This is a genomic window from Xanthomonas sp. NCPPB 3569 (assembly GCF_041475645.2).
Classification (GTDB): domain Bacteria; phylum Pseudomonadota; class Gammaproteobacteria; order Xanthomonadales; family Xanthomonadaceae; genus Xanthomonas; species Xanthomonas phaseoli.
In genome coordinates this window covers 1,559,525-1,580,318 of sequence record NZ_CM192969.1, presented here as the reverse complement: position 1 = coordinate 1,580,318, position 20,794 = coordinate 1,559,525, and the positions used below count along the sequence as shown (strand labels likewise).

Below are 20,794 nucleotides of genomic sequence, written 5' to 3'. Positions count from 1 at the left end.
GATCGAAGAAGGTTGCGAGACAACGCCATGGCCAGCCACAGCGACAGTGCGAGCGTTCGCAACAGGAAAGACGTCATGCGACGAGACCCCGCGGTAAACAACCGCGCACACACGACAGTGTCGTCGTGGCGAACGCTATAGCCCGGCCGTCACCGGACCATCACGCCCATACCACCACGCGGCAGGCATGGGCGCGACACGCTAGCGCCTAGAACTTATAGGTCAGCCCCAGGTATGCCAGCCGGCCTGCGTAGCCGCCGGTGTAGAAGCGGGCGCGGGTGTCGTCGCCCAGGTGCGAGCGGGATTCCTGCTTGGTCAGGTTCAGCACCGAGGCAGTGAGGCTGAGCGCCGGGGTGATGTTGTAGGCCGCGTTGACATCGATCTGGTAGTACGGCTCCTCAAAGATGTTCAACCCGTTGACCAGGCCTTGCACCAGCTCACCGCGGCGGTTGTACGAGGCGCGCAGCAGCAGGCTGTCGGTCTCGTAGAACACGGTGAGGTTGGTCTGGTTTTTGGCGCTGCCCGGCATGGAGGTCTTGCCGGCCTCGGTCCCGTCTTCCAGTCGCACCGCGGCCTTGCTGGCATCGTTGTAGGTGTAGTTGAACTGCACACCAAGGCCGAACGGCAGCGTGTGCTGTGCGTAGAGCTCTACACCCTGCGAGACCGCGTCCTGGCCGCCGGCCTGGGTGCTGTAGTTCTGCACGGTGACCGGTTGCCCGTCGACCATCATGTTGACGTCGCTGATCACGTCGACCGCGAAGTTCTCCACGTTCTTGCGGAACAGCCCCACACCCGCCACCGAACCCGGGTGGAAATACCATTCCAGCCCCAGGTCGAACTGGGTGGCCTTGTACGGCTCCAGGTTCTTGTTGCTGCCCGAGCCGTACCAGCCCTGCTCGCTGGCACCGCCGGTCAGGCGCCGGTCGGCCACGTACTCGGGACTGTAAAACTCCAGGCTGCCGGGCGCGGCGATGTCGTTGTAGCTGGGGCGTGCGATCACTTTGGAAGCTGCCGCGCGCAGCAACAGGTTTTCGGTCAGGTCGTAGGCCAGGTTGAAACTCGGCAGCACGTCGGTGTAGTTGCGGTCCAGCCCGCTCACCACGAACGACTCGGTGCGTTGCACGCTGTCGGCCAACCGCCAGTAGCCTTCGGTGCCGCAATAGGTGTCGGCCGGGGCGCCGCCGGGGCTGGCAGCGCCCTGCTGGCAGGCCAGCGGATTGCCGTCGGCGCCGTCGAAGAAGTAGTCGTTGTAGGCGGTCACCTTGTCGGTGGACTCGGCACGCTGGCCGGTGCGCGCCACCCGCACGCCGACGTTGCCGCGCAGCCGTTCGGTGTGGAAGTTGAGCTGCAGGTAGCTGGAATAGATCTCTTCGTCGACGTTGTAGACGAAGTTGTCTTCGCTACGGGTCTGCATCGCGCCGTAGGTTTGGTTCAAGTAGTCGATGTAGCCCGGGAAGTTGATCGCCGGGAACGCGCTGGCGTTGATTCCACCGGCCAGGTTGTCCTGCGCGAACAGCAGGCCCGGCGAGAACTGCGTGGCAATGGCATTGCAGCGCCCATTCCAATAACGGTTGTCGTAGTCGCCCGGGTCGGTGCCCGGGCACACCCAGTAGTTGTTGCCGGTACTGCGGTGGATGCCGCCGTCGCGACGTTTGATGCCGAACTGCAGTGAGTCGAAGAAATTGCCATCCATATGCCAGGTGGTATCGATCTGCGCGTACTGCTGCTGATTGGTGTTGCGGGTCCAGGACGAGCCGGTCGAGCCCAGGTCGACCTGCAGGATGCCGTCGCGCAGGTTCTGCATCAGCTCCGGCGAGAAGGTCATGGACGGTGTGCCGGTCAGGTCCCAGGCGCTGGCGAAGTTGCCGTTGGTCCAGCTGCCATCGGCGTTCTGCAAGCGCGGCTTGATCGGCAGGGAAAACTGCAGCTCCGGCCCGCCCTTGGCCCAGGTGCGGCCAGCCTTGAACGCCACGTCCACCTGCTCGCCACGCCATTCGCCGCCCAGGTCCACCGTCTGCGACTGCGATTTTTCGATGTTGTAGCTGCCGGTGATCTGCGGCGTCGGCACGGTGCAGTCGTCCGAGCCCCAGCCGCCAGGCGGCAGGCCGGCCGCGGCGGCTTCGGCCTCGCTGCAGTAGTAGGTCTTGCCCGGACGCAGGCTGTAGGCGGCGCCAGTGACAATCGTGCCGCTGGGATCGAACTGCAGCCGGTCGAGCAGGCGCCCGCCGCGCCAGTTGCCGTCGCCGAAGTAGCGCGCGATGTTCCACTCGGGAATCTTGATGGTATTGGTCTGCGAGTCCTGCGACAGGTCGAAGCGGAAGTAGTTCGCGGTCAGGGTCAGGTCGTCGGTGGGCTTGAACTGCAAGGTCAGTTGCCCGCCCTTGCGCTCGCGCTCCTCGCGTTTGGCGCCCAGGCTCACTGCCGTCGGCATCATGAAACCGGTGGCGTAGTCGCCGTCCTGGTTCCAGAAACCGGTACCGCCCCACCAGTTGGCATTGAAGTCCGACGGATTACCGTTCACGTCGACCGCCGGGCCGCCTTCGTCGCGTCCGTACCACTGCCAGCTCTCGGTACTGGCATCGAGTGTCCGTGCAGTGCGCTTCTGCTGCGTGTAGCCAACGAAGACACCAAAGCGGTTGTCCTTGTCGTGCCACGAGTACGAACCGGAGAACTGGCCGTCGGTCTTCTTGCTGGTATCGGACCAGGTGCCCTCGGCGGAGACGAAGCCGGAGTTTGGCTCCAGTTCCAGCGGGCGCCGCGTCTGCAGGATCACCGTGCCGCCGATGCCGCCTTCGTCGATGCGCGCTTCCGGGGTCTTGTACAACTCCGCGCTGCCGAGCAGGTTCGACGGCAGCAGCGTGTAGTTGAACGAGCGCGTCGGGTCGCCGTTGGACTCGGCGGTGGCGATGTAGTTGCCGTTCAATTCGGTCAGCACCAGCTCCGAGGACAGGCCGCGCACGCTGACGTTCTTGCCTTCGCCACCGTCGCGGCTGATGACCACGCCGGGCACGCGCTGCAGCGCGTCGGCCACGTTCTTGTCGGGGAACTTGCCCACGTCCTCGGCGGTGATCACATCGACCACGGCGTTGGCGTTGCGCTTCTGCTCCAGGCTCTTCTCAATCGCGTAGCGGTAGCCGGTCACCGTCACCGCGTCCAGGTCCGTGGCCTGCAACGCGGCCTGGCCCGTGGGCGCCGGCGTGCCGTCGGCCTGCTGGGCGGAGACGTGGGTGGAGGCGGCGCTTGCCAACAAGGCGATGGCGATGCCGGCCGACAGCGTGCTGCGGTTGCGTGCGAATGGCGTGCAGTTCATTTCGATCGTGCTCTCCCAATAGTGATCGGCCTCGGCGGCTTTGTATCGATCCAACGATCGGACAAGAACGCCGCGCGAAGTAACGCAAAATGTCCGGCACCGTTGCGGCGCCCGGTTTCCCTCGGTCTTCTCTCCCCTTGCGCGCGGATGCAATTAGATCGTTCTAATGCAGGGGGAACCTAAGTAGCACAGCGCCTGCGCCAGCGCATTCTGCCGCGCAGCAGGCCCGCGGCGTTGCAAGCGCTCGATTGCGGTCGGGCTCGCCACGCTTGCGCGCGGCACGGTACAGCCTGTCTGCGGCAGCAGCAGCTTGGTCGCGACGCGCAAAACGTCCTCGCCCGCAGCCAGGCGCAAGCGGCTTATCGCGGCGCCTGCGCGCGCTTGATCATTCACAACCGAGCTCAGCGAGAAGCAGGGTCAACCTGCGTGTCGGTACCTCTTGTACATGGCCACTGCACGTCGCTTGCCGGCTATCGCCATTACAGGGATGTGCGGTGATGGCGAGTTATCAAGAATGTCGCAGAGTCGAAGAGACGGTTCCCGGCCGCGCTCGCGCTCGTCAGCGAAGCCGGGGACCGAGCGCTGCGCCTGGACGTACCCTCACCCCAACCCCTCTCCCGCAGGAGAGGGGCTCAACACCGCGCAGGCCGTGCGTTTGCTCTGCCCTCCTAAAAAGCAGGGCCAACGCTAGGTATCGCTGAGTTCATCGAGACTTTTCCGACCCAGAACCGATCCGCGGCCGCGCGTACCGCCCGCAACCGAGCCGGCAATTGAAGACCCCTCCTCCAAAACGACAACTTTCTGGCGCGCCAACCGGGCGCATCTATCAAGTCCGCCGGGCCTGGGCCGATACCGCATGCATGGACAGACTCAGCGTAATCGGACTGGTGCTGGCGATCGTGGCGATCGTGGGCGGCAGCGTGTTGAAAGGTGCCGGCATTTCGTCGCTATGGTCGCCGGCTGCCTTCGTGATCGTCATTGTCGGCACGGTGGCCGCAATCCTGCTGCACACCTCGCCGGCGGTTTTCCGGCGCGCGTTCAAGATCCTGCGCTGGGTGATCCAGCCGCCGGCCAGCGACCGCCCGCAACTGGTGTCGCGTATCGTCGAGTGGAGCAATATCGCCCGTCGCCAGGGCCTGCTGGGCCTGGAAGACCAATTGCCGCGTCAGGACGATGCCTTCCTGCGCAAGGGCCTGCAGATGCTGGTCGATGGCGTGGAGCCGGAAGCCATGCGCAACATGCTCGAGATCGAGGTGGACAACCAGGAGCGTCAGGATCTTGCCGCGGCCAAGGTGTTCGAGGGCATGGGCATCTATGCCCCCACGCTGGGCATCATCGGCGCGGTGCTGGGCCTGATGGCGGTGATGAAGAACCTGGCCGACCCGGCCATGCTCGGGCACGGCATCGCGGCGGCCTTCACCGCGACGATCTACGGCATCGCCTCGGCCAACCTGCTGTTCCTGCCGGTCGCCGCCAAGCTCAAGAGCGTGATCCATTGCAGCACCAACGAGCGCGAAATGGCGATCGAAGGCCTGATCGCCATCGCCCAGGGCGAGAACCCGCGCAACATCGAATCGAAATTGGCAGGCTACTTGCATTAGCGCGTTATGGCCCGTCGTCGCAAACACCACGAAGAACATGGCAACCACGAAGCGTGGGCGATTCCGTATGCCGATCTGATGACGCTGCTGCTGGCGTTCTTCGTGGTGATGTACGCCATCTCCTCGCTCAACGAGGGCAAATACAAGGTCATGGCGCAGGCGCTGACCAGCGCCTTCGGCGGCTCGTCGAACAAGGCCAGCCCGGTGCAGCTGGGCAAGACCCAGACCCTGGGCGCCGATTACGACCGCCCATCCGTGATCAAGGCCGGGGCGCCGATGGCTGCCTCCAACCGCCCGACCGACCCTACCCTGCTGCCGTCGATGGCCGCGCAGATGCGCATGCCGGTGTCGCTGCGCAACCAGGCGCAACTGGCGCGCGCACAGCGGCAAATGGATGCAGTGGAGCAACAGCTGAGCAAAACGTTGGCCCCGCTGATCGACAAGCAACTCATCACCATCCGCCGCAACGATCTGTGGATCGAGGTGGAGATCAACAGCGACATCCTGTTCGGCACCGGCTCGGCCACCCTGGCCGGCGGCGCGCGCGGGACGCTGTCCACGCTGGCCTCGGTGCTGCGCGATGCGCCCAATGGCGTGCGCGTGGAGGGCTATACCGACAACCAGCCGATCGCGACCGCCCAATTTCCCTCCAACTGGGAACTGTCGGCGGCGCGTGCGGCCAGCGTGGTGCACCTGTTCGCCGACGACGGCATCGCCCCGCAACGATTGGCGATGGTGGGCTATGGAGAATTCCGCGCACGTGCCGATAACAGCACTGAGGCGGGACGGAATGCGAACCGGCGTGTGGTGTTGATCATCCTCGCTGACTCGGCTGGCTCACTCGCACCCGATCCGCCATCGCAATTAAATGCGACCGCCGCCGGGGCGCCCAAGCTTCCCAAGTCTGACGGCGGCCAAACGGCCGTCACCACCGAAAGCGGCACAAGTTCCGTCCCCGCCGTAATTCAAGGAGTGCAGTGACATGCGTATCTGGGCAATCGCCAACCAAAAGGGCGGCGTCGGCAAGACCACCACGACGCTGGCATTGGGTCGCGGCCTGGCCGCGCTCGGCCACCGCGTCTTGTTGATCGACCTCGATCCGCACTCCTCGCTCACCCGCGCGTTCGGCGTGGCGGTCGACCCGCCGCCGCGCGGGGTGCTGGACCTGTTCGGCACCCCGCCGAGCGATCTGGCCAGCCTGGCGCATGAGAGCAGCATTCCAGGCCTGTCGTACGTGTGCGCGCAGGCCGCATTGGCCACGCTGGAACGCCGCAGCGCCAACCAGCCCGGCCTGGGCCTGGCGTTGCAGAACGCCATGACCCGGCATGCCGGCCAGCACGACTACATCCTGCTGGACTGCCCACCCACCCTGGGCCTGCTGATGATCAACGCCCTGGCCGCCTGCGACCGCGTGGTGGTGCCGACCCAGGCCGAGCCGCTTGCCCTGCATGGTCTGGCCAGCATGGTACGCACGGCCGACATGGTGCAGCGTTCGCGCCGCCGCGAGCTGCCGGTGTCGATCCTGCCCACGCTGTTCGACCGCCGCACCCGCGCCGGCAACGAAACGCTCAAGGAAATGCAGACCACCTACGGCCCGGTGGTGTGGGAAGACGCCGTTCCGATGGACACCCGTATTTGCAATGCCGCCGCACTCACCGTTCCCGCCACCGGCGGCGACTATCAGGGCCGCGGCCTGTCCGCCTATCGCCGCGCGCTGGATTGGGTGCTGGCCGATGACGCGATGCGTATGGAGCAAGCCGCATGAGCAACCCCACCGCCAACGGTGAATTGGACGATTATCTGGAAGGCCTGCTGCACGATGCGGGCGTGGAGATCGTCGCCCCGCCTGCGGCCGCCGCAGCCACGGTCGAAACGCCGGCACTTGCGCATGCCGATCTCGCGCTGGCCGAGCCGCCGGTCGAGACTGCTGCAGCTCCCGAAGCCGCCACCGTCTCCGAGGCCGCCACTTCCAATGCGATTGCCGCGGTGCGCAGCGCCGATGCGATCGCCGCCGATTTCCTGGCCGAAATGGATGCCGATCCGGCGTTCGCACCGCCGGTCAAGGCCGCGCCCAGCGCCGCCGACATCGCCGCCGACTTCCTGGCCGAAATGGATGCCGACCCGGCCTTCGCTCCGCCGGTCAAGGCCGCGCCCAGCGCCGCCGACATCGCCGCCGACTTCCTGGCCGAAATGGATGCCGACCCGGCCTTCGCTCCGCCGGTCGAGGCCGCGCCCAGCGCCGCCGACATCGCTGCCGACTTCCTGGCCGAAATGGATGCCGACCCGGCGTTCGCCCCGCCGGTCAAGGCCGCGCCCAGCGCCGCCGACATCGCTGCCGACTTCCTGGCCGAAATGGATGCCGATCCGGCGTTCGGAACCGCGCCCACTGCAGTGGACCTGATCACCGCCGATCTGCTGGCAGAAATGGATGCCGACCCCGCCTTCGGGCTGGAGGCCGCACCGGTCGCGGTGCCTGCACCCGCCCCGGCCCCGGCGCCCGCCCCGGCCCCCCGTGCAGCACCGGCGCCGGCACGCGCGCCGGCACCGACCGGGCTGCAGGCACTGCTGGCGCCCGGCCAGGCCGACAAGATTCACGCCGAACGCCGCGCCAGCGAACGCAGCACCCGCTGGCTGCGTCTGCGCTGCGGCGAACAGACCTATGCGCTGGAATTGCTCAAGGTGCAGGAAGTGGTGTTGCCGGTGCCGCTGCTGCCGCTGCGCGGCACGCCCAGCGCCATGCTGGGCATCATGAACCTGCGCGGCCAGGTGGTCCCGGTGATCGATCTGGGCATCCACCTGGGCTCATCGCCGGTGGACATGGACCTGCAGACCCGCGTGGTGGTGCTGGAAGAAAACGGCGAAACCATGGGCCTGCGCGTGTCGGCCGTGGAAGACGTCACCAGCCTCACCGATCAGCAGATCGAGCCGCCGGACAACGCGCGCCTGTGCCGCATCTACAACAACTTGTTCCGCGGTGTGGCACGTCTGGGCCATCAGCCGATGATCCTGCTCGATGCCACCCATCTGCTGCATTGATGCGCGCCTAGCTTGCTCGCACCTGCACGCACGACGATTCACCGTTAAAGCTTTTCCGCCCCCCGCCGTTAGTACGCATAGAACCATCCGTTCGGAGCAACAATGAGCACAGTGACATTGGGTGAGGATCTCGGCATCGAGACCAGCGCCGACCTCAAGCAAAAGCTTGCCGGATTCCTCACCCAGGACGGCGACCTGGTGCTTGATGCCGGTGAAGTCCGGCGCATCCACACCGCCAGCGTGCAGTTGCTCTGCGCCTTTGTGCAAAGCCGCCGCCAGGCCGGCCTGCACACCGAATTCGATGGCTGCAACGACACTTTTAGGGATGCAGCGCGTCTGCTCGGCGTCACCGACGCGCTCGGACTCCCCGCATCCAATGACAACCTGAAATCTGTGGAGAACGCCGCATGAGCGCACGTATCTTGGTGGTGGACGATTCGGCGTCGATGCGCCAGATGGTCTCTTTCGCCCTCACCTCTGCCGGCTTTGCCGTCGAAGAAGCCGAAGACGGCGCCGTTGCGCTGGGCCGCGCGAAGGGCCAGCGCTTCAATGCGGTGGTCACCGACGTGAACATGCCCAACATGGACGGCATCTCGCTGATCCGCGAGCTGCGCCAGCTGCCGGACTACAAGTTCACCCCGATGCTCATGCTCACCACCGAGTCGGCGGCCGACAAGAAGTCCGAAGGCAAGGCGGCCGGCGCGACCGGCTGGCTGGTCAAGCCGTTCAACCCCGAACAGCTGATCGCCACCGTGCAGAAAGTTCTCGGTTAAACCCTCCTCGCTTCAGCTTCGGATTTCACGCCCATGAGCATGGACCTGCAACGTTTCCACGCCACCTTTTTCGAGGAAAGCCGTGAAGGGCTCGACGCGATGGAGGCCGGGCTGCTGTCGCTTGAAGAAGGCAACCGCGACCCGGAAATCATCAACTCGGTGTTCCGCGCCGCGCACTCGATCAAGGGCGGCGCCGCCACCTTCGGTTTCGACGCCGTCGCCGGGCTGACCCACGTGCTGGAGACGCTGCTGGACGAGCTGCGCTCCAACAAGCGCCAGCTCGAGCCCAATGCGGTCGATGCCATGCTGGGCTCGGTCGACGTGCTGCGCGCCCTGTTGCGCGAAGCCGAACACGGCACCCCGGCCGACCCGGCTGCGGTCAAGGCCGTGCACACCCGCTTGAATGCCGTGCTCGCTGGCGAAGCACCGGCGGCCGCGGCGGTCGCCAAGCCGAAGGAAGAAGAACCCGAAGCCTGGCACATCGGTTTCACCCCAGCGCCGTCGCTGTTCATGAGCGGCAACGACCCGTTGCGCATCATCCGCGAGCTCGAACACCTGGGCCCGCTGCAGATCGCCGCGCGTCTGGAGCGCATGCCGGGCTTTGAAAACATCGACCCGCTGGAAGCCTATCTGGCGTGGGACCTGGGCCTGATCGGCAAGATTCCGCGCAGCAAGATCGAAGACACCTTTGCCTGGGTGGTGGACGACTGCGAGCTGGACATCCGCCCGATGGCCGTGCCCGGCCCGCCGCCGAGCCTGGCCGTGGACGCTCCGGCTGCCGCACCGGTTGCAGCGGTCGCTGCCGCACCGAGTGCCGTTGCCGAACCTGCCGCCGCCGCGGCGACACCGGCCAAGGCCGCCGCTGCCGAAGCTGAAAGCTCGATCCGCGTCAGCGTCGACAAGGTCGATGCCTTGATCAACCTGGTCGGCGAGCTGGTGATTACCCAGGCCATGCTCAAGCAGGTCTCCACCGGCCTGGACCCGGCGCATGCCGAACAGCTGTTCGCCGGACTGGATCTGCTCGAGCGCAATACCCGCGATCTGCAGGAAGCGGTCATCGGCGTGCGCATGCTGCCCGTCGATGCCGTGTTCCGGCGCTTCCCGCGCCTGGTGCGCGACCTCTCCAGCCGCCTCGGCAAGCAGGTGCGCCTGCGCACCATTGGCGAAAGCACCGAGCTGGACAAGGGGCTGATCGAAAAGATCGCCGATCCGTTGGTGCACCTGGTGCGCAACTCGATCGACCACGGCCTGGAAATGCCCGATGCGCGCCGCGCCTCCGGCAAGGACGAAACCGGCACGATTACCCTGGCGGCCTCGCACCAGGGCGGCCACATCGTCATCGAAGTCAGCGACGACGGCCGTGGCCTCAATCGCGCCAAGATCCTGGAAAAAGCGGCCGAGCGCGGCATCGCCGTGCCGGACAACCCGACCGATGCGCAAGTGTGGGACTTGATCTTCGCACCGGGCTTCTCCACCGCCGATGCGGTGACCGACCTGTCCGGTCGTGGCGTGGGCATGGACGTGGTCCGCCGCAACATCCAGGGCCTGGGTGGCGAAGTGCAGCTGGAAAGCAACGCCGGCAGCGGTACCCGCGTGTTGATCCGTCTGCCGCTGACCCTGGCCATTCTGGACGGCATGACCGTCTCTGTCGCCGGCGAAACCCTGATCCTGCCGCTGTCCTACGTGCTCGAAGCCCTGCAGCCGGCACCGGAAGACGTCCGCGCGATGGCCGGCGACGGTCGGGTGCTGCGGGTGCGTGGCGAATATCTGCCCATCCTCTCGCTCACCAACTACTACGGCTTCGGCGGGCAGCAGTCCTCCAAGGAATCGCTGGTGGTGGTGGTCGAAGGCGACGGCCAGAAGATCGCGCTGGAAGTGGATGAGTTGCTCGGCCAGCAGCAGGTGGTGGTCAAGAACATCGAGAACAATTACCGGCGCATTCCGGGCGTTTCCGGCGCCACCATCCTCGGCGATGGGCGGGTGTCGCTGATCGTGGACATCGGTGGCCTGGTGCGCTCGCTCAAGGTGCCGCAAGCCGCGTAATGCACTCGCCGCGGCCAGGATGCCGCGGCGCAATGCCCCACCACGCCATCGATGCACGATGGGTGCTGGGGCGATCGCCGGCCGTATGGGGACTGCCGGCATCAGCAACACCCGTCCGGCCCGACACGACCGGCGGGAGATTCTGGCCCTTTGTCCGGATCTTTCGACTCTGCCATCGTCACTCGCCCAACCACTGACGGGCGCCCACGAGGCCAGTCGTTCTCTGCAATACGAGAAGACCGCTATGAACTGGTTCCGTAATCTTGCCGTCGCCCGCAAGTTGGCCGTGGCGTTTTCCTTTACCGCATTGATCACCTTGGGCCTGGGTGGGTTTGCGCTTGTGCGGATGCAATCGAGCGCACATCTGTTGCGCGAGATCGGCACCGTGTGGGCACCGGCCGTGCAGCAACTGAGCGAAATGCGCGCACTGCTCGGCGAATTCCGCACCTATGAACTTGCCCAGCTGGCGCATGCCGACGATCCGAAGGCGGTGCAGAATTATTTCGAACGCATGGACAAGGCGCGCGCCGACGTCGCGACGGCGCAGGACGCCTACGCCAAGACCACCACCGCAGGCAGGGAGACCGAGTTGTACGACGAGGTCAAACTGAAACTGGCCGCTTACTACAAGGCCAACGCCGCACTCAGCGCCGCGATGCGTGCCGGCGATCTGGTCACTGCCAATCGCGTTTCCGATGAGCAATCGCGTCCGGCGCGGCGCGACCTGTTCGCAAAGTTGGTGGAACTGACCAAGTTCAACGTCGCCCACATGGACAGCGAGATCGCGCAGGCCGAGGCAACCTACCAGCGTTCGGTGCAAGTGATGCTCGTGGCGATGGCGCTGTTCGTGCTGCTGGCTGCATTTGCCGGCTGGTTCATCGCCCGCAGCATCGCAGGCCCGCTCGCTCGCGCCACGCGGGTGGCCAGTGCCATCGCACAGGGCAAACTGGACAACGCCATCCACGTCGACAGCCGCGACGAAGCCGGGCAACTGCTGCACAGCATGGAAGGCATGCAGCGGCAACTGCAGGCCGTGCTCGCAGCGCAATCGGAAATGGCCCAGCGCCACGACGCCGGCCAGATCAGCTACCGGATGGATCACGATGCGTTTCCAGGCGACTACGGCACCATGGTGCGCGACACCAATAGCCTGGTCGGCTCGCATATCGCGGTCAAGATGAAGCTCGCACAGATCATGTCGCACTATGCGATCGGCGACTTCAGTCAGGACATGGACCGCCTGCCCGGCGAAAAGGCCGTGCTCAGTTCCACCATGGATACCGTCAAGACCAACCTGTCGGCGATGAACAGCGAGATCAAGCTGTTGGCGCAGGCTGCTGCCAACGGCGACTTCAGCGTGCGCGGCGACACACAGCGCTTCCAGTACGATTTCCAGGCGATGGTGGAGAGCCTCAACCAGCTGATGGCCACCGCCGATGCCAACCTCGGCGCGCTGTCCAAGCTGTTGCAGGCCATTGCCGCAGGCGATCTCACCGAGCGCATGCAAGGCCAGTTCAATGGCGTGTTCGCCCGGATGCGCGACGATGCCAATACCACCACCGCGCAACTTGCCGATATCGTCGGGCGCATCCAGCACGCCAGCTTGTCGATCAATACCGCGGCCAGCGAGATTGCCGCCGGTAACAACGACCTGTCGCAGCGCACCGAACAACAGGCTGCGAATCTGGAAGAAACCGCTGCGTCGATGGAGGAGCTCACCTCCACCGTCCGCCAGAATGCCGAGCATGCACGCCAGGCCAACCAACTCGCCATCGGCGCGGCCACGGTGGCCTCGCAAGGCGGCAGCGTGGTGGCGCAGGTGGTGACCACCATGTCCGGCATCGAGGTGTCGTCGAAGAAGATCGCCGACATCATCAGCGTCATCGATGGCATTGCGTTCCAGACCAATATCCTGGCATTGAATGCCGCGGTGGAAGCGGCACGCGCCGGCGAACAGGGCCGTGGTTTTGCCGTCGTTGCATCGGAAGTGCGCACGCTGGCACAGCGTTCGGCCGGTGCGGCCAAGGAAATCAAGCACCTGATCGACGACTCGGTGAGCAAGGTCGCCGAAGGCTCGGTCCTGGTGGACCAGGCCGGCAAGACCATGGCCGACATCGTCGCCAGCGTGCAGCGCGTCACCGACATCATGGGTGAGATTTCTGCCGCCTCGCAGGAACAGTCGGCCGGGATCGAGCAGGTCAACCTCACCGTCACCCAGATGGACGAAGCCACCCAGCAGAACGCCGCATTGGTGGAAGAAGCCACGGCCGCGGCACGTGCGATGGAAGAGCAAGCCGGTCAGCTGTCCGATGCGGTGTCGATCTTCAAGGTGCAGCAGGTCGCTGCCGTGGCGCCTGCAGCCAAACGCCCCGCTCCACCGCGTCTGGCCACCGCGAAGCCAGGCGTTGCCAAACCGAACACGACCAAGCGCGCACCCGCACCGGCCGGTGTCGCGGCCAAAGCCAAAACCACAGCAACGCCACGCCCGGTGACTGCCGCAGCCGCCAATGGCGATTCGAGCTGGCAGGAGTTCTGACCGCAACCTCTGCGTGGAGCAGGCGAAGGCGACCAACATGAGCAAGCCCCGGCAGCGATGTCGGGGCTTTTTCGGCGAGAAAACTCTGCTCAGGCGTTTTCGCGTGTCGTTGTCGACAGCTTGCGGTTGGGCGCGTGCGGCGGCTTGGGTCACCTCATCCGGCGCTGCGCGCCAGCTTCTCCCGCAGGAGAAGGAAGTCGCTGCGACGTCCATGCAAGTGTGCCGCTGGTCGAAAATCGGTCAAGCGCAGGCGTTTGCGGCCGATACAGCAAGCACTGAGGGCCGCATCGCCCGCGCTAGATCGAAGGACGTCCGCATGCACACCGCCAACTCCAACCGCTCTGCCCGCACCGTGCTGGGCTGTGTGTTCACCGCCGCGCTGGTGGCTGCCGGCGTCTCGTTACCGCCCTCTTTCGCCGCCCCGGCAGCGCCGGTGTCGGTGCTTCTGGACAATGTGCCTGTTACCGCATTGCAGTCGCTGGCGGTGGATCTGGCGCAGCTGCGCGACGATCAGCGTGCACAGCTTGCTGCCAGACACGATGCGGCGCGTATCGAAGCCTACGACGAGCGTCTGGGCAATCTGCACCAGCGGATCGCACGGCATGCCGGCTACTTCCAGGCCTCCGCGCCGCAGGGCGAGCAGGCACGCAAATTCGCGCTGGTGCAGCAGCAGCTAGGCAAGTATCTGGCACAGCACCGCCAGGCCAATCGCGCCCTGCACGAGGGCGACCTGCAATACGCACAAGCCTTGTCGCTGGGCCATAGCGGCGATACCCGCCAGGTCTTGTGGACCGAACTGCAGAGCCTGCAACAATCGGTCGCCAGCGTGAACGTTGCGCAGCGCAACTGAGCCGCTGCAGTCAGCCCGAACGTGGCCACGCAGCGACCGGGCAGCATCGCGATCAGCGCGCTCCACGTCGCGCTGAACCATTACGCCTTCTGCGGCTGAGGTCATCAGCGAGGCGACTGCACAAACGCCGGGCCCACCCGCCGGTGCCGTTCACACCATGCCCGATGCTCGGTGCTGCATGCGCAGCCACTCCACCAGGACGCTAAGCGCTCCCGCCACACTGCCTGACGGATTCGCCAGGCAGATATGAGCCGCTCAATGCGCGCCGAAAGTGCCAGCCGCCACTGCGCGCGCGGTCGGCAATGACGTCACCGCATGTCTTCCAGGCACTGCCTGGTCCGCTGTCATGCCCAGCACGCTGCCACTGCGCCGAGGACGCAACGCGCCGTGTCAGCGCGTTAACGCACTAGCAAAGGCAGACCATTCGCACGTCGACGTCGCCACCAATCGTGCGTCCGCCGTGTCGTGTCAACTCAACATTTTCGCGGTCAGGTCGCTATTCGACTTACACCGGTCACATTCCTTTGCTGGATATCTGCCATGACGCTGAAGACCACGGTTGCAAGAACGCTGGCCAATGTGCCGCTCAAGCGCAAGTTTTTCGCCCAGACCGCCCTGGTTGCGCTGGGCATCATTGCGTTGGCGGTGATCGCCGCACGCATGCAGTACGTCGACCTGACCGATACGCGCCGCGATGGTCTCAAGAGCCAGATCGAGATGGCGATTGCGGTGGTCAATGGCTATGCCGAACGCGCCGAAAAGGGCGAGATCGACGTGGAGACCGCCAAGAAGAGTGCGCTGCACACCCTGTCGACCATGCGCGCACGTGGCGGTGTGGATTACATCTACGTCACCGACCAGGCGCCGACGATGCTGATGCACCCCACCCGCCCGGACCTGGTCGGCAAGCCGTTGAGCGATGTGCTCAGCCCGGACGGCAAGCGCGTGTTTCCAGCGTTCGTCACCGCAGCGCAGGCCGGCGGCGGCTATGTCGACTACACCTGGGCCAAGCCAGGGCAGAAGGATCCGGTGCAGAAAACCTCGTACGCGGCGCTGTACAAGCCGTGGGGCTGGGTGATCGGCACCGGCGTGTACCTGGACGACACCCAATCGCAGGCGCTGGTTTTCACCGGCATCGTTGCGCTCGCCGGTGGCGCCCTGGTGCTGATCAACCTGCTGGTAGGCTGGATGATCGGCAACTCCATCCTGGAGCCGGTATCGCGTGCCCTGGCGGCCATCAAGGGGGTGGCGCGCGGCGACCTGAGCGTGCGCACCGCCGAGCACGGCACCGATGAAATCGGCCAGATGCTCAAGGCCACCGACGAGATGGTTCACACCCTGGAACGCTTCTCCGCACAGACCAAGGTGATGGTGCACATGCATGCCGGCGACGATGTCACCCACCGCATGCCGACCGATTTCCCGGGCGTCTACGGCGAGCTGGCCAGCGGCATCAACACGATGATCTTCGAGCACCTGGATGCCATCGTCGATGCGATCGGCATCCTCAACGAGTATGCGCAAGGCGACCTGTCGCGCAATGCCGCGCGCCTGCCCGGCACCCGTGCGGTGCTGCACGAAGCGATGGATGCGGCCAAGGCCAGCCTGCTGGCGATCAACACCGAGATCAAACGCCTGGCCCAGGCCGCGGCCAACGGCGACTTCAGTCAACGCGGCGATGCCACGCGCTTCAAGCACGACTCGGCGCGCATGATCCACGACCTCAACACGATGATGGAGGTCAGCGACCGCAACCTGGGCAAGCTGTCCGAGCTGCTGGCATCCCTGGCCGAAGGCGACCTCACCGCGCGCCTGGATGGCCAGTACCATGGCGTGTTCGCGCGCATGCGCGACGACGCCAATGCCACGGCCACCCAGCTGGCCGGCATCGTGGGGCGCATCCAGCAGGCGGCCAGTTCCATCACCGGCTCGGCCAGCGAAATCGCCGCTGGCAACAACGATCTGTCGCAGCGCACCGAACAGCAGGCCGCCAACCTGGAAGAAACCGCCGCCTCGATGGAGGAGCTCACCTCCACCGTCAAGCAGAATGCCGAGAGCGCGCGCCAGGCCAACCAGTTGGCGATCGGCGCCGCCAACGTGGCCTCGCAGGGCGGCCAGGTGGTGAGCCAGGTGGTGGACACCATGTCCGGTATCCAGACCTCGTCCAGGAAGATCGCCGAGATCATCAGCGTCATCGATGGCATCGCCTTCCAGACCAATATCCTGGCGTTGAATGCCGCGGTGGAAGCCGCACGTGCCGGCGAACAAGGCCGCGGATTCGCGGTGGTCGCTTCGGAAGTACGCACGCTGGCCCAGCGGTCGGCCAGCGCGGCCAAGGAGATCAAGCACCTCATCGACGATTCGGTGGGCAAGGTGTCCGAGGGCTCGCTGCTGGTGGATCAGGCCGGCAAGACCATGGCCGAGATCGTCTCTTCGGTGCAGCGCGTCACCGACATCATGAGCGAAATTTCTGCCGCCTCGCAGGAACAGTCGGCCGGCATCGAACAGGTCAACCTCACCGTCACCCAGATGGACGAGAGCACCCAGCAGAACGCGGCCCTGGTGGAAGAAGCCACCGCCGCGGCCAATGCCATGCAGCAGCAGGCGCAGCAGCTGGATGAAGCGGTGTCCAGCTTCCGGATCGTTGCTGCCGCCTCCAACCCGTTTGGCCATGCAGGCGCACGCGCGCCGGCGCGGGTTGCGCTGGCCGCCTACTGATCGCACATGCCCCGCCCTGGCGGGGTTGCCTTTTCCGCGTTCCCTTCACTTCTCCCTTTCGCAACGACGCCCATGACCTCGCCTTCCACCCACTCACGTTTCAGCGGACGCCTGGCGTACCGCCTGATGTTCGGTACGGCGGTCATTGCGTCGCTGTGCTTCGGTCTGACCGCGGCCATCACCTATTGGCAAAGCAGTCGCGCATTGAGCGCCTCTGCGCAGGCCACGATGCAAAACGCCGCGCGCTACCAGGCCGAGCAGATCGGTAGCGACCTGGGCCAGGCGTTGACGACCGGCCAATCGCTGGCCACCACCTTGCTGGTGCAACGCGCCAATGGCGGCATCAGCCGCGACAGTGCCGCGGCAGTGGTGCACGACCAATTGCTGGATCACCCCGAATGGGTCGGCATGGGCACCTTGTGGGAGCCGCAGGCCTTCGATGGCAAGGACAGCGCATTCGCCAATGCCAAGGGCCACGACGCCACCGGCCGCTTCATGACCTACTGGGGGCGCAGCGACCAGACCCTGGTCCGCGAACCGCTCACCGATTACGAAACCCCCGGCCTGGGCGACTGGAATCTGAAACCGCGTGCGCTGCTGCGGCAGACCGTGGCCGAACCCTACGATTACAAGATCGGCGGCAAGACCGTGCTGATGACCACCTTGTCCACGCCGATTCTGCAGGACGGCAAGTATCTGGGCGCGGTGACCGTGGACGTGGCATTGGCGGCCCTGCAGCAGCGCCTTGGCGCCTTGCGCCCGATGCAGGACGGTTACGTCGAACTGCTCTCGCCCGCCGGCGTGGTGCTGGCATCGCACGACACCGCGCGCATCGGCAAGCAGGTCACCGACGCACGCCACCGCAGCATGCTGGAGGCGATCAAGGCCGGCAAGGACGCGCTGGATTTCAGCCCCGATGCAAACGGTGCGGTCAGCGCCTACGTTCCGCTACAGATCGGCAAGGCGCAGGAGCGCTTCGCGCTGGGCGTGGTGGTGCCGTATGCCACGATCATGCAGCAGGCGCATCACCTGCTGTGGACCATCCTTGCGGTCGGCCTTGGCTCGGCGCTGGTGCTCAGCGTGGCATTGTTCGCGCTGCTGCGTCGCCAAGTGGTGCGGCCGCTGGAGGCCGCCGCGCACGTGGCCGATGCGATCGCCTCGGGCAAGCTCGACAACCAGATCACCGTGCAGCGCCAGGACGAAGTGGGCCGCCTGATGGGCGCCATGCAACGCATGCAGGGCGACCTGCGCGAGCGCATCGAGCGCGATGCGCAGGTGGCCAACGAAAACCTGCACATCCGCACCGCGCTGGAACATTCGGAAATGGAAGTGCTGCTGGCCGACGAACAGCACAACGCGGTGTTCATCACCCAGGCGCTGCACGCTTCCTTCAAGCAGGGCGAGCCCGCGTTCCATGCCAAGGGCCAGACCGGCTTCAGTGCCGATGCGGTGGTCGGCAAGCCGATCGACTACGTGTTCGGCAACGACAGCGAAGGCACTGCGCGTACACAGCGTCTGCGGCAGCTGCAGTCCACCACCACCGAGCGCTACCGCTTCGGGCCGGTGACACTGGATCTGACCATGACCCCGCTGTATGCCCCTGATGGCCGTCGTAGCGGCAGCATGCTGCTGTGGCGCAATATCAGCGCCGAAGTGAGCACCCAACAGGAAGTGGCCGAACTGGTGCAGTCCGCCTTGATGGGCGATTTCGGCCAGCGCCTGGCGCTGGAAGACAAGCATGGGTTCTATCTGGAATTCGGCCGCCAGCTCAATGGCCTGCTGGAAACCACCTCGCTGAGCCTGGAGCGGATTTCCAGTCTGCTCAGTGCGCTGGCCGAAGGCGACCTCACCGCCCGCATGGACGGCGACTTCCAGGGCGTGTTCGCCCGCATGCGCGACGATGCCAATGCCACGGTGGCGCAGCTCACCGGCATTGTCTCCGGCATTCAGACTTCGGCCACGCACATCAGCGCAGCCGCAAGCGAAATTGCCGCCGGCAACAACGATCTTTCCCAACGCACCGAACAACAGGCCGCCAATCTGGAAGAAACCGCGGCCTCGATGGAGGAACTCACCTCCACCGTCAAACAGAATGCCGAGCATGCGCGTCAGGCCAACCAGCTGGCCATCGGCGCAGCCGACGTGGCCTCGCACGGCGGCTCGGTGGTGGCGCAGGTCGTCACCACGATGTCCGGCATCGAGACCTCGTCCAAGAAGATCGCAGAGATCATCAGCGTCATCGACGGGATCGCGTTCCAGACCAACATCCTGGCCTTGAATGCCGCCGTCGAAGCGGCGCGTGCCGGCGAGCAAGGCCGCGGATTTGCCGTGGTCGCCTCCGAGGTACGCACGCTGGCGCAGCGTTCGGCTGGTGCTGCCAAAGAGATCAAGCACCTGATCGACGATTCGGTGAGCAAGGTGGAACAAGGCGCGTCGCTGGTGCAGCAGGCCGGCACCACGATGAGCGAGATCGTCGCCAGCGTGCAGCGCGTCACCGACATCATGGGCGAAATCTCCGCCGCTTCGCAGGAGCAATCGTCCGGCATCGAGCAGGTCAATCTCACCGTGACGCAGATGGATGAAGCCACGCAGCAGAATGCCGCGTTGGTGGAAGAAGCCACTGCCGCAGCGCGTGCGATGGAAGAACAGGCGGGCCAGCTGACCGAGGCGGTGGCGGTCTTCAAGCTCCACCATGCGGTCAAACCCGTGCCGACTGCGTCCACTGGCAGACCAGCGGTGCGCGCGGCAGTCACCACCAAGCCGGCACCTGAGCGCGGCAAGCGCGCGGCGACACCGCTGCGTCATGCCGTGGGCAAGTCCTCCGGGACTCCCGGTCACGACAGCCAGTGGCAGGATTTCTGACCGCCCCGTACCACGTGGATTGCAAGCGAACACTAGCGTCGTCGTAAGCACGCAGCATCACTTGCATTCCACAGCTGCATCCACCGCGGCGCGTCATCGGCGCGCTGTACGTGCCCTGCCCCTTCCGCTCGTCCGACGCGCATCAAGAATCATGCGGCGTTGCCGTTAGTGTGGATGACATCGACTGCCTGCGCCCCACCGCAGCAGCCGGTCCAGCAATCCATGCGTGCTGTGGCAGCCAACGCAGCCAGCGCATGCATCCGGATATGTGTTTCCGCACGTTGCCACGCAAGGGATGCCATGAAGCCGTCTGTTATCGCCAGCTGTTTTGTGCTGTTGGGTGCGATGGGTCATGCCCGCGCCGAAGACCCGATCGCGACCGACCGCCCGGATTTCGTGGAATCCAGCCTCACCGTCGGCGACCGCCGCGTGCAGGTGGAAACCAGCGTCGCGTGGGAACGCGATGACGCGGTGGATGCGTATTCCACACCCACGCTCCTGCGCTACGGCCTGGGCCAGACCTGGGAATTGCGGCTGGAAACCGATGGCTGGCAGCGCATCGACCTGCCCGGCGATGCGCAGGTGAGCGGCATGTCCGACGTCTCGCTTGGCATCAAGCATCACCTGGCCAGCTCCGACGCTGGCAAGACCTCGCTGGCCTGGTTGCTGCATGTGGACCTGCCCAGCGGCGCGCAGGCGTTGCGCGGCCATGGTGCACGCCCCTCGTTCCGCCTGGTGGCCGAATGGGAGCTCAGCGACAGTATTTCCGCGGGCATGATGCCCGGCGTGATCTGGGACGACGATGGCCAGGGCAACCGATATACCGCCGGCATCTTCGGCGCGGTTCTTGGCAAGGCCTGGAATGACCGCGTGCGCTCGTTCGTCGAAGTGGCGTTGCCGCAGATCGCCAAGAGCGACGATGGCGGCACTGTCGCCCTGCTCGATGTCGGCTCGGCCTGGCTGCTGAGCAACGACGTCCAACTGGACGCGGTCTACAGCCGCGGACTCAACGACCGCTCACCGGATCACGCGCTCGGCGTGGGCCTGTCTTTCCGCTTCTGACAC

Annotated in this window: 13 protein-coding genes; 12 read left to right on the top strand and 1 reads right to left on the bottom strand. The window is 65.5% G+C overall.

Going from position 1 to position 20,794, the window contains the following annotated elements:
* Positions 1 to 208 precede the first annotated feature (208 nt).
* Entirely contained in the window at positions 209 to 3,364 is a 3,156-nt protein-coding gene (locus ACCQ03_RS06735) for a TonB-dependent receptor (RefSeq protein ID WP_209227404.1), read from the bottom strand.
* An 806-nt stretch (positions 3,365 to 4,170) separates the two neighbouring features.
* On the opposite strand from ACCQ03_RS06735, the gene ACCQ03_RS06730 reads away from it, so the two are divergent.
* The 12 genes from ACCQ03_RS06730 (at position 4,171) to ACCQ03_RS06675 (ending at position 20,791) form a co-directional block, all read left to right on the top strand.
* Complete coding sequence (locus tag ACCQ03_RS06730) at positions 4,171 to 4,911, top strand: flagellar motor protein (RefSeq protein ID WP_209227402.1); 741 nt, start codon at positions 4,171 to 4,173, stop codon at positions 4,909 to 4,911.
* A 6-nt stretch (positions 4,912 to 4,917) separates the two neighbouring features.
* Positions 4,918 to 5,892, top strand: a complete 975-nt coding sequence (motD, locus tag ACCQ03_RS06725; RefSeq protein ID WP_209227400.1) for a flagellar motor protein MotD — start codon at positions 4,918 to 4,920, stop codon at positions 5,890 to 5,892.
* A gap of 1 nt (position 5,893) precedes the next feature.
* Positions 5,894 to 6,676 carry a ParA family protein gene (locus tag ACCQ03_RS06720; protein ID WP_017155249.1) on the top strand — a complete coding sequence of 261 codons (783 nt, stop codon included), beginning with the start codon at positions 5,894 to 5,896 and terminating at the stop codon, positions 6,674 to 6,676.
* The gene (locus ACCQ03_RS06715) at positions 6,673 to 7,947 is read left to right on the top strand and encodes a chemotaxis protein CheW (protein ID WP_209227984.1); all 1,275 of its coding nucleotides are present in this window, start codon (positions 6,673 to 6,675) and stop codon (positions 7,945 to 7,947) included. The genes ACCQ03_RS06720 and ACCQ03_RS06715 overlap by 4 nt, the downstream gene beginning before the upstream one ends.
* A gap of 102 nt (positions 7,948 to 8,049) precedes the next feature.
* The gene (locus ACCQ03_RS06710; protein ID WP_003489692.1) at positions 8,050 to 8,358 is read left to right on the top strand and encodes an STAS domain-containing protein; all 309 of its coding nucleotides are present in this window, start codon (positions 8,050 to 8,052) and stop codon (positions 8,356 to 8,358) included.
* A complete protein-coding gene (locus tag ACCQ03_RS06705; RefSeq protein WP_002806565.1) occupies positions 8,355 to 8,720 on the top strand; it encodes a response regulator in 366 nt (121 codons plus the stop codon). Before ACCQ03_RS06710 ends, ACCQ03_RS06705 begins: the two co-directional genes overlap by 4 nt.
* A gap of 33 nt (positions 8,721 to 8,753) precedes the next feature.
* Positions 8,754 to 10,763, top strand: a complete 2,010-nt coding sequence (locus tag ACCQ03_RS06700) for a chemotaxis protein CheA (RefSeq protein WP_150145940.1) — start codon at positions 8,754 to 8,756, stop codon at positions 10,761 to 10,763.
* 244 nt (positions 10,764 to 11,007) lie between these two features.
* Positions 11,008 to 13,299 (top strand): methyl-accepting chemotaxis protein, encoded by a 2,292-nt coding sequence (locus ACCQ03_RS06695; RefSeq protein ID WP_209227396.1) that lies wholly within the window; start codon positions 11,008 to 11,010, stop codon positions 13,297 to 13,299.
* A gap of 316 nt (positions 13,300 to 13,615) precedes the next feature.
* Positions 13,616 to 14,149 carry a hypothetical protein gene (locus tag ACCQ03_RS06690; RefSeq protein WP_057677812.1) on the top strand — a complete coding sequence of 178 codons (534 nt, stop codon included), beginning with the start codon at positions 13,616 to 13,618 and terminating at the stop codon, positions 14,147 to 14,149.
* A 540-nt stretch (positions 14,150 to 14,689) separates the two neighbouring features.
* A complete protein-coding gene (locus ACCQ03_RS06685) occupies positions 14,690 to 16,867 on the top strand; it encodes a methyl-accepting chemotaxis protein (RefSeq protein ID WP_209227395.1) in 2,178 nt (725 codons plus the stop codon).
* 72 nt (positions 16,868 to 16,939) lie between these two features.
* Entirely contained in the window at positions 16,940 to 19,729 is a 2,790-nt protein-coding gene (locus tag ACCQ03_RS06680; RefSeq protein ID WP_209227394.1) for a methyl-accepting chemotaxis protein, read from the top strand.
* Positions 19,730 to 20,029: 300 nt separating this feature from the next.
* Positions 20,030 to 20,791 (top strand): transporter, encoded by a 762-nt coding sequence (locus ACCQ03_RS06675; RefSeq protein WP_057677815.1) that lies wholly within the window; start codon positions 20,030 to 20,032, stop codon positions 20,789 to 20,791.
* Positions 20,792 to 20,794: the final 3 nt, after the last annotated feature.

Coding starts and splice junctions, on each gene's coding strand:
- ACCQ03_RS06685 (WP_209227395.1), top strand. CDS start 14,690: ATGACGCTGAAGACCACGGTTGCAAGAACGCTGGCCAATGTGCCGCTC.
- ACCQ03_RS06705 (WP_002806565.1), top strand. CDS start 8,355: ATGAGCGCACGTATCTTGGTGGTGGACGATTCGGCGTCGATGCGCCAG.
- ACCQ03_RS06695 (WP_209227396.1), top strand. CDS start 11,008: ATGAACTGGTTCCGTAATCTTGCCGTCGCCCGCAAGTTGGCCGTGGCG.
- ACCQ03_RS06715 (WP_209227984.1), top strand. CDS start 6,673: ATGAGCAACCCCACCGCCAACGGTGAATTGGACGATTATCTGGAAGGC.
- ACCQ03_RS06700 (WP_150145940.1), top strand. CDS start 8,754: ATGAGCATGGACCTGCAACGTTTCCACGCCACCTTTTTCGAGGAAAGC.
- motD (WP_209227400.1), top strand. CDS start 4,918: ATGGCCCGTCGTCGCAAACACCACGAAGAACATGGCAACCACGAAGCG.
- ACCQ03_RS06710 (WP_003489692.1), top strand. CDS start 8,050: ATGAGCACAGTGACATTGGGTGAGGATCTCGGCATCGAGACCAGCGCC.
- ACCQ03_RS06675 (WP_057677815.1), top strand. CDS start 20,030: ATGAAGCCGTCTGTTATCGCCAGCTGTTTTGTGCTGTTGGGTGCGATG.
- ACCQ03_RS06730 (WP_209227402.1), top strand. CDS start 4,171: ATGGACAGACTCAGCGTAATCGGACTGGTGCTGGCGATCGTGGCGATC.
- ACCQ03_RS06720 (WP_017155249.1), top strand. CDS start 5,894: ATGCGTATCTGGGCAATCGCCAACCAAAAGGGCGGCGTCGGCAAGACC.
- ACCQ03_RS06680 (WP_209227394.1), top strand. CDS start 16,940: ATGACCTCGCCTTCCACCCACTCACGTTTCAGCGGACGCCTGGCGTAC.
- ACCQ03_RS06690 (WP_057677812.1), top strand. CDS start 13,616: ATGCACACCGCCAACTCCAACCGCTCTGCCCGCACCGTGCTGGGCTGT.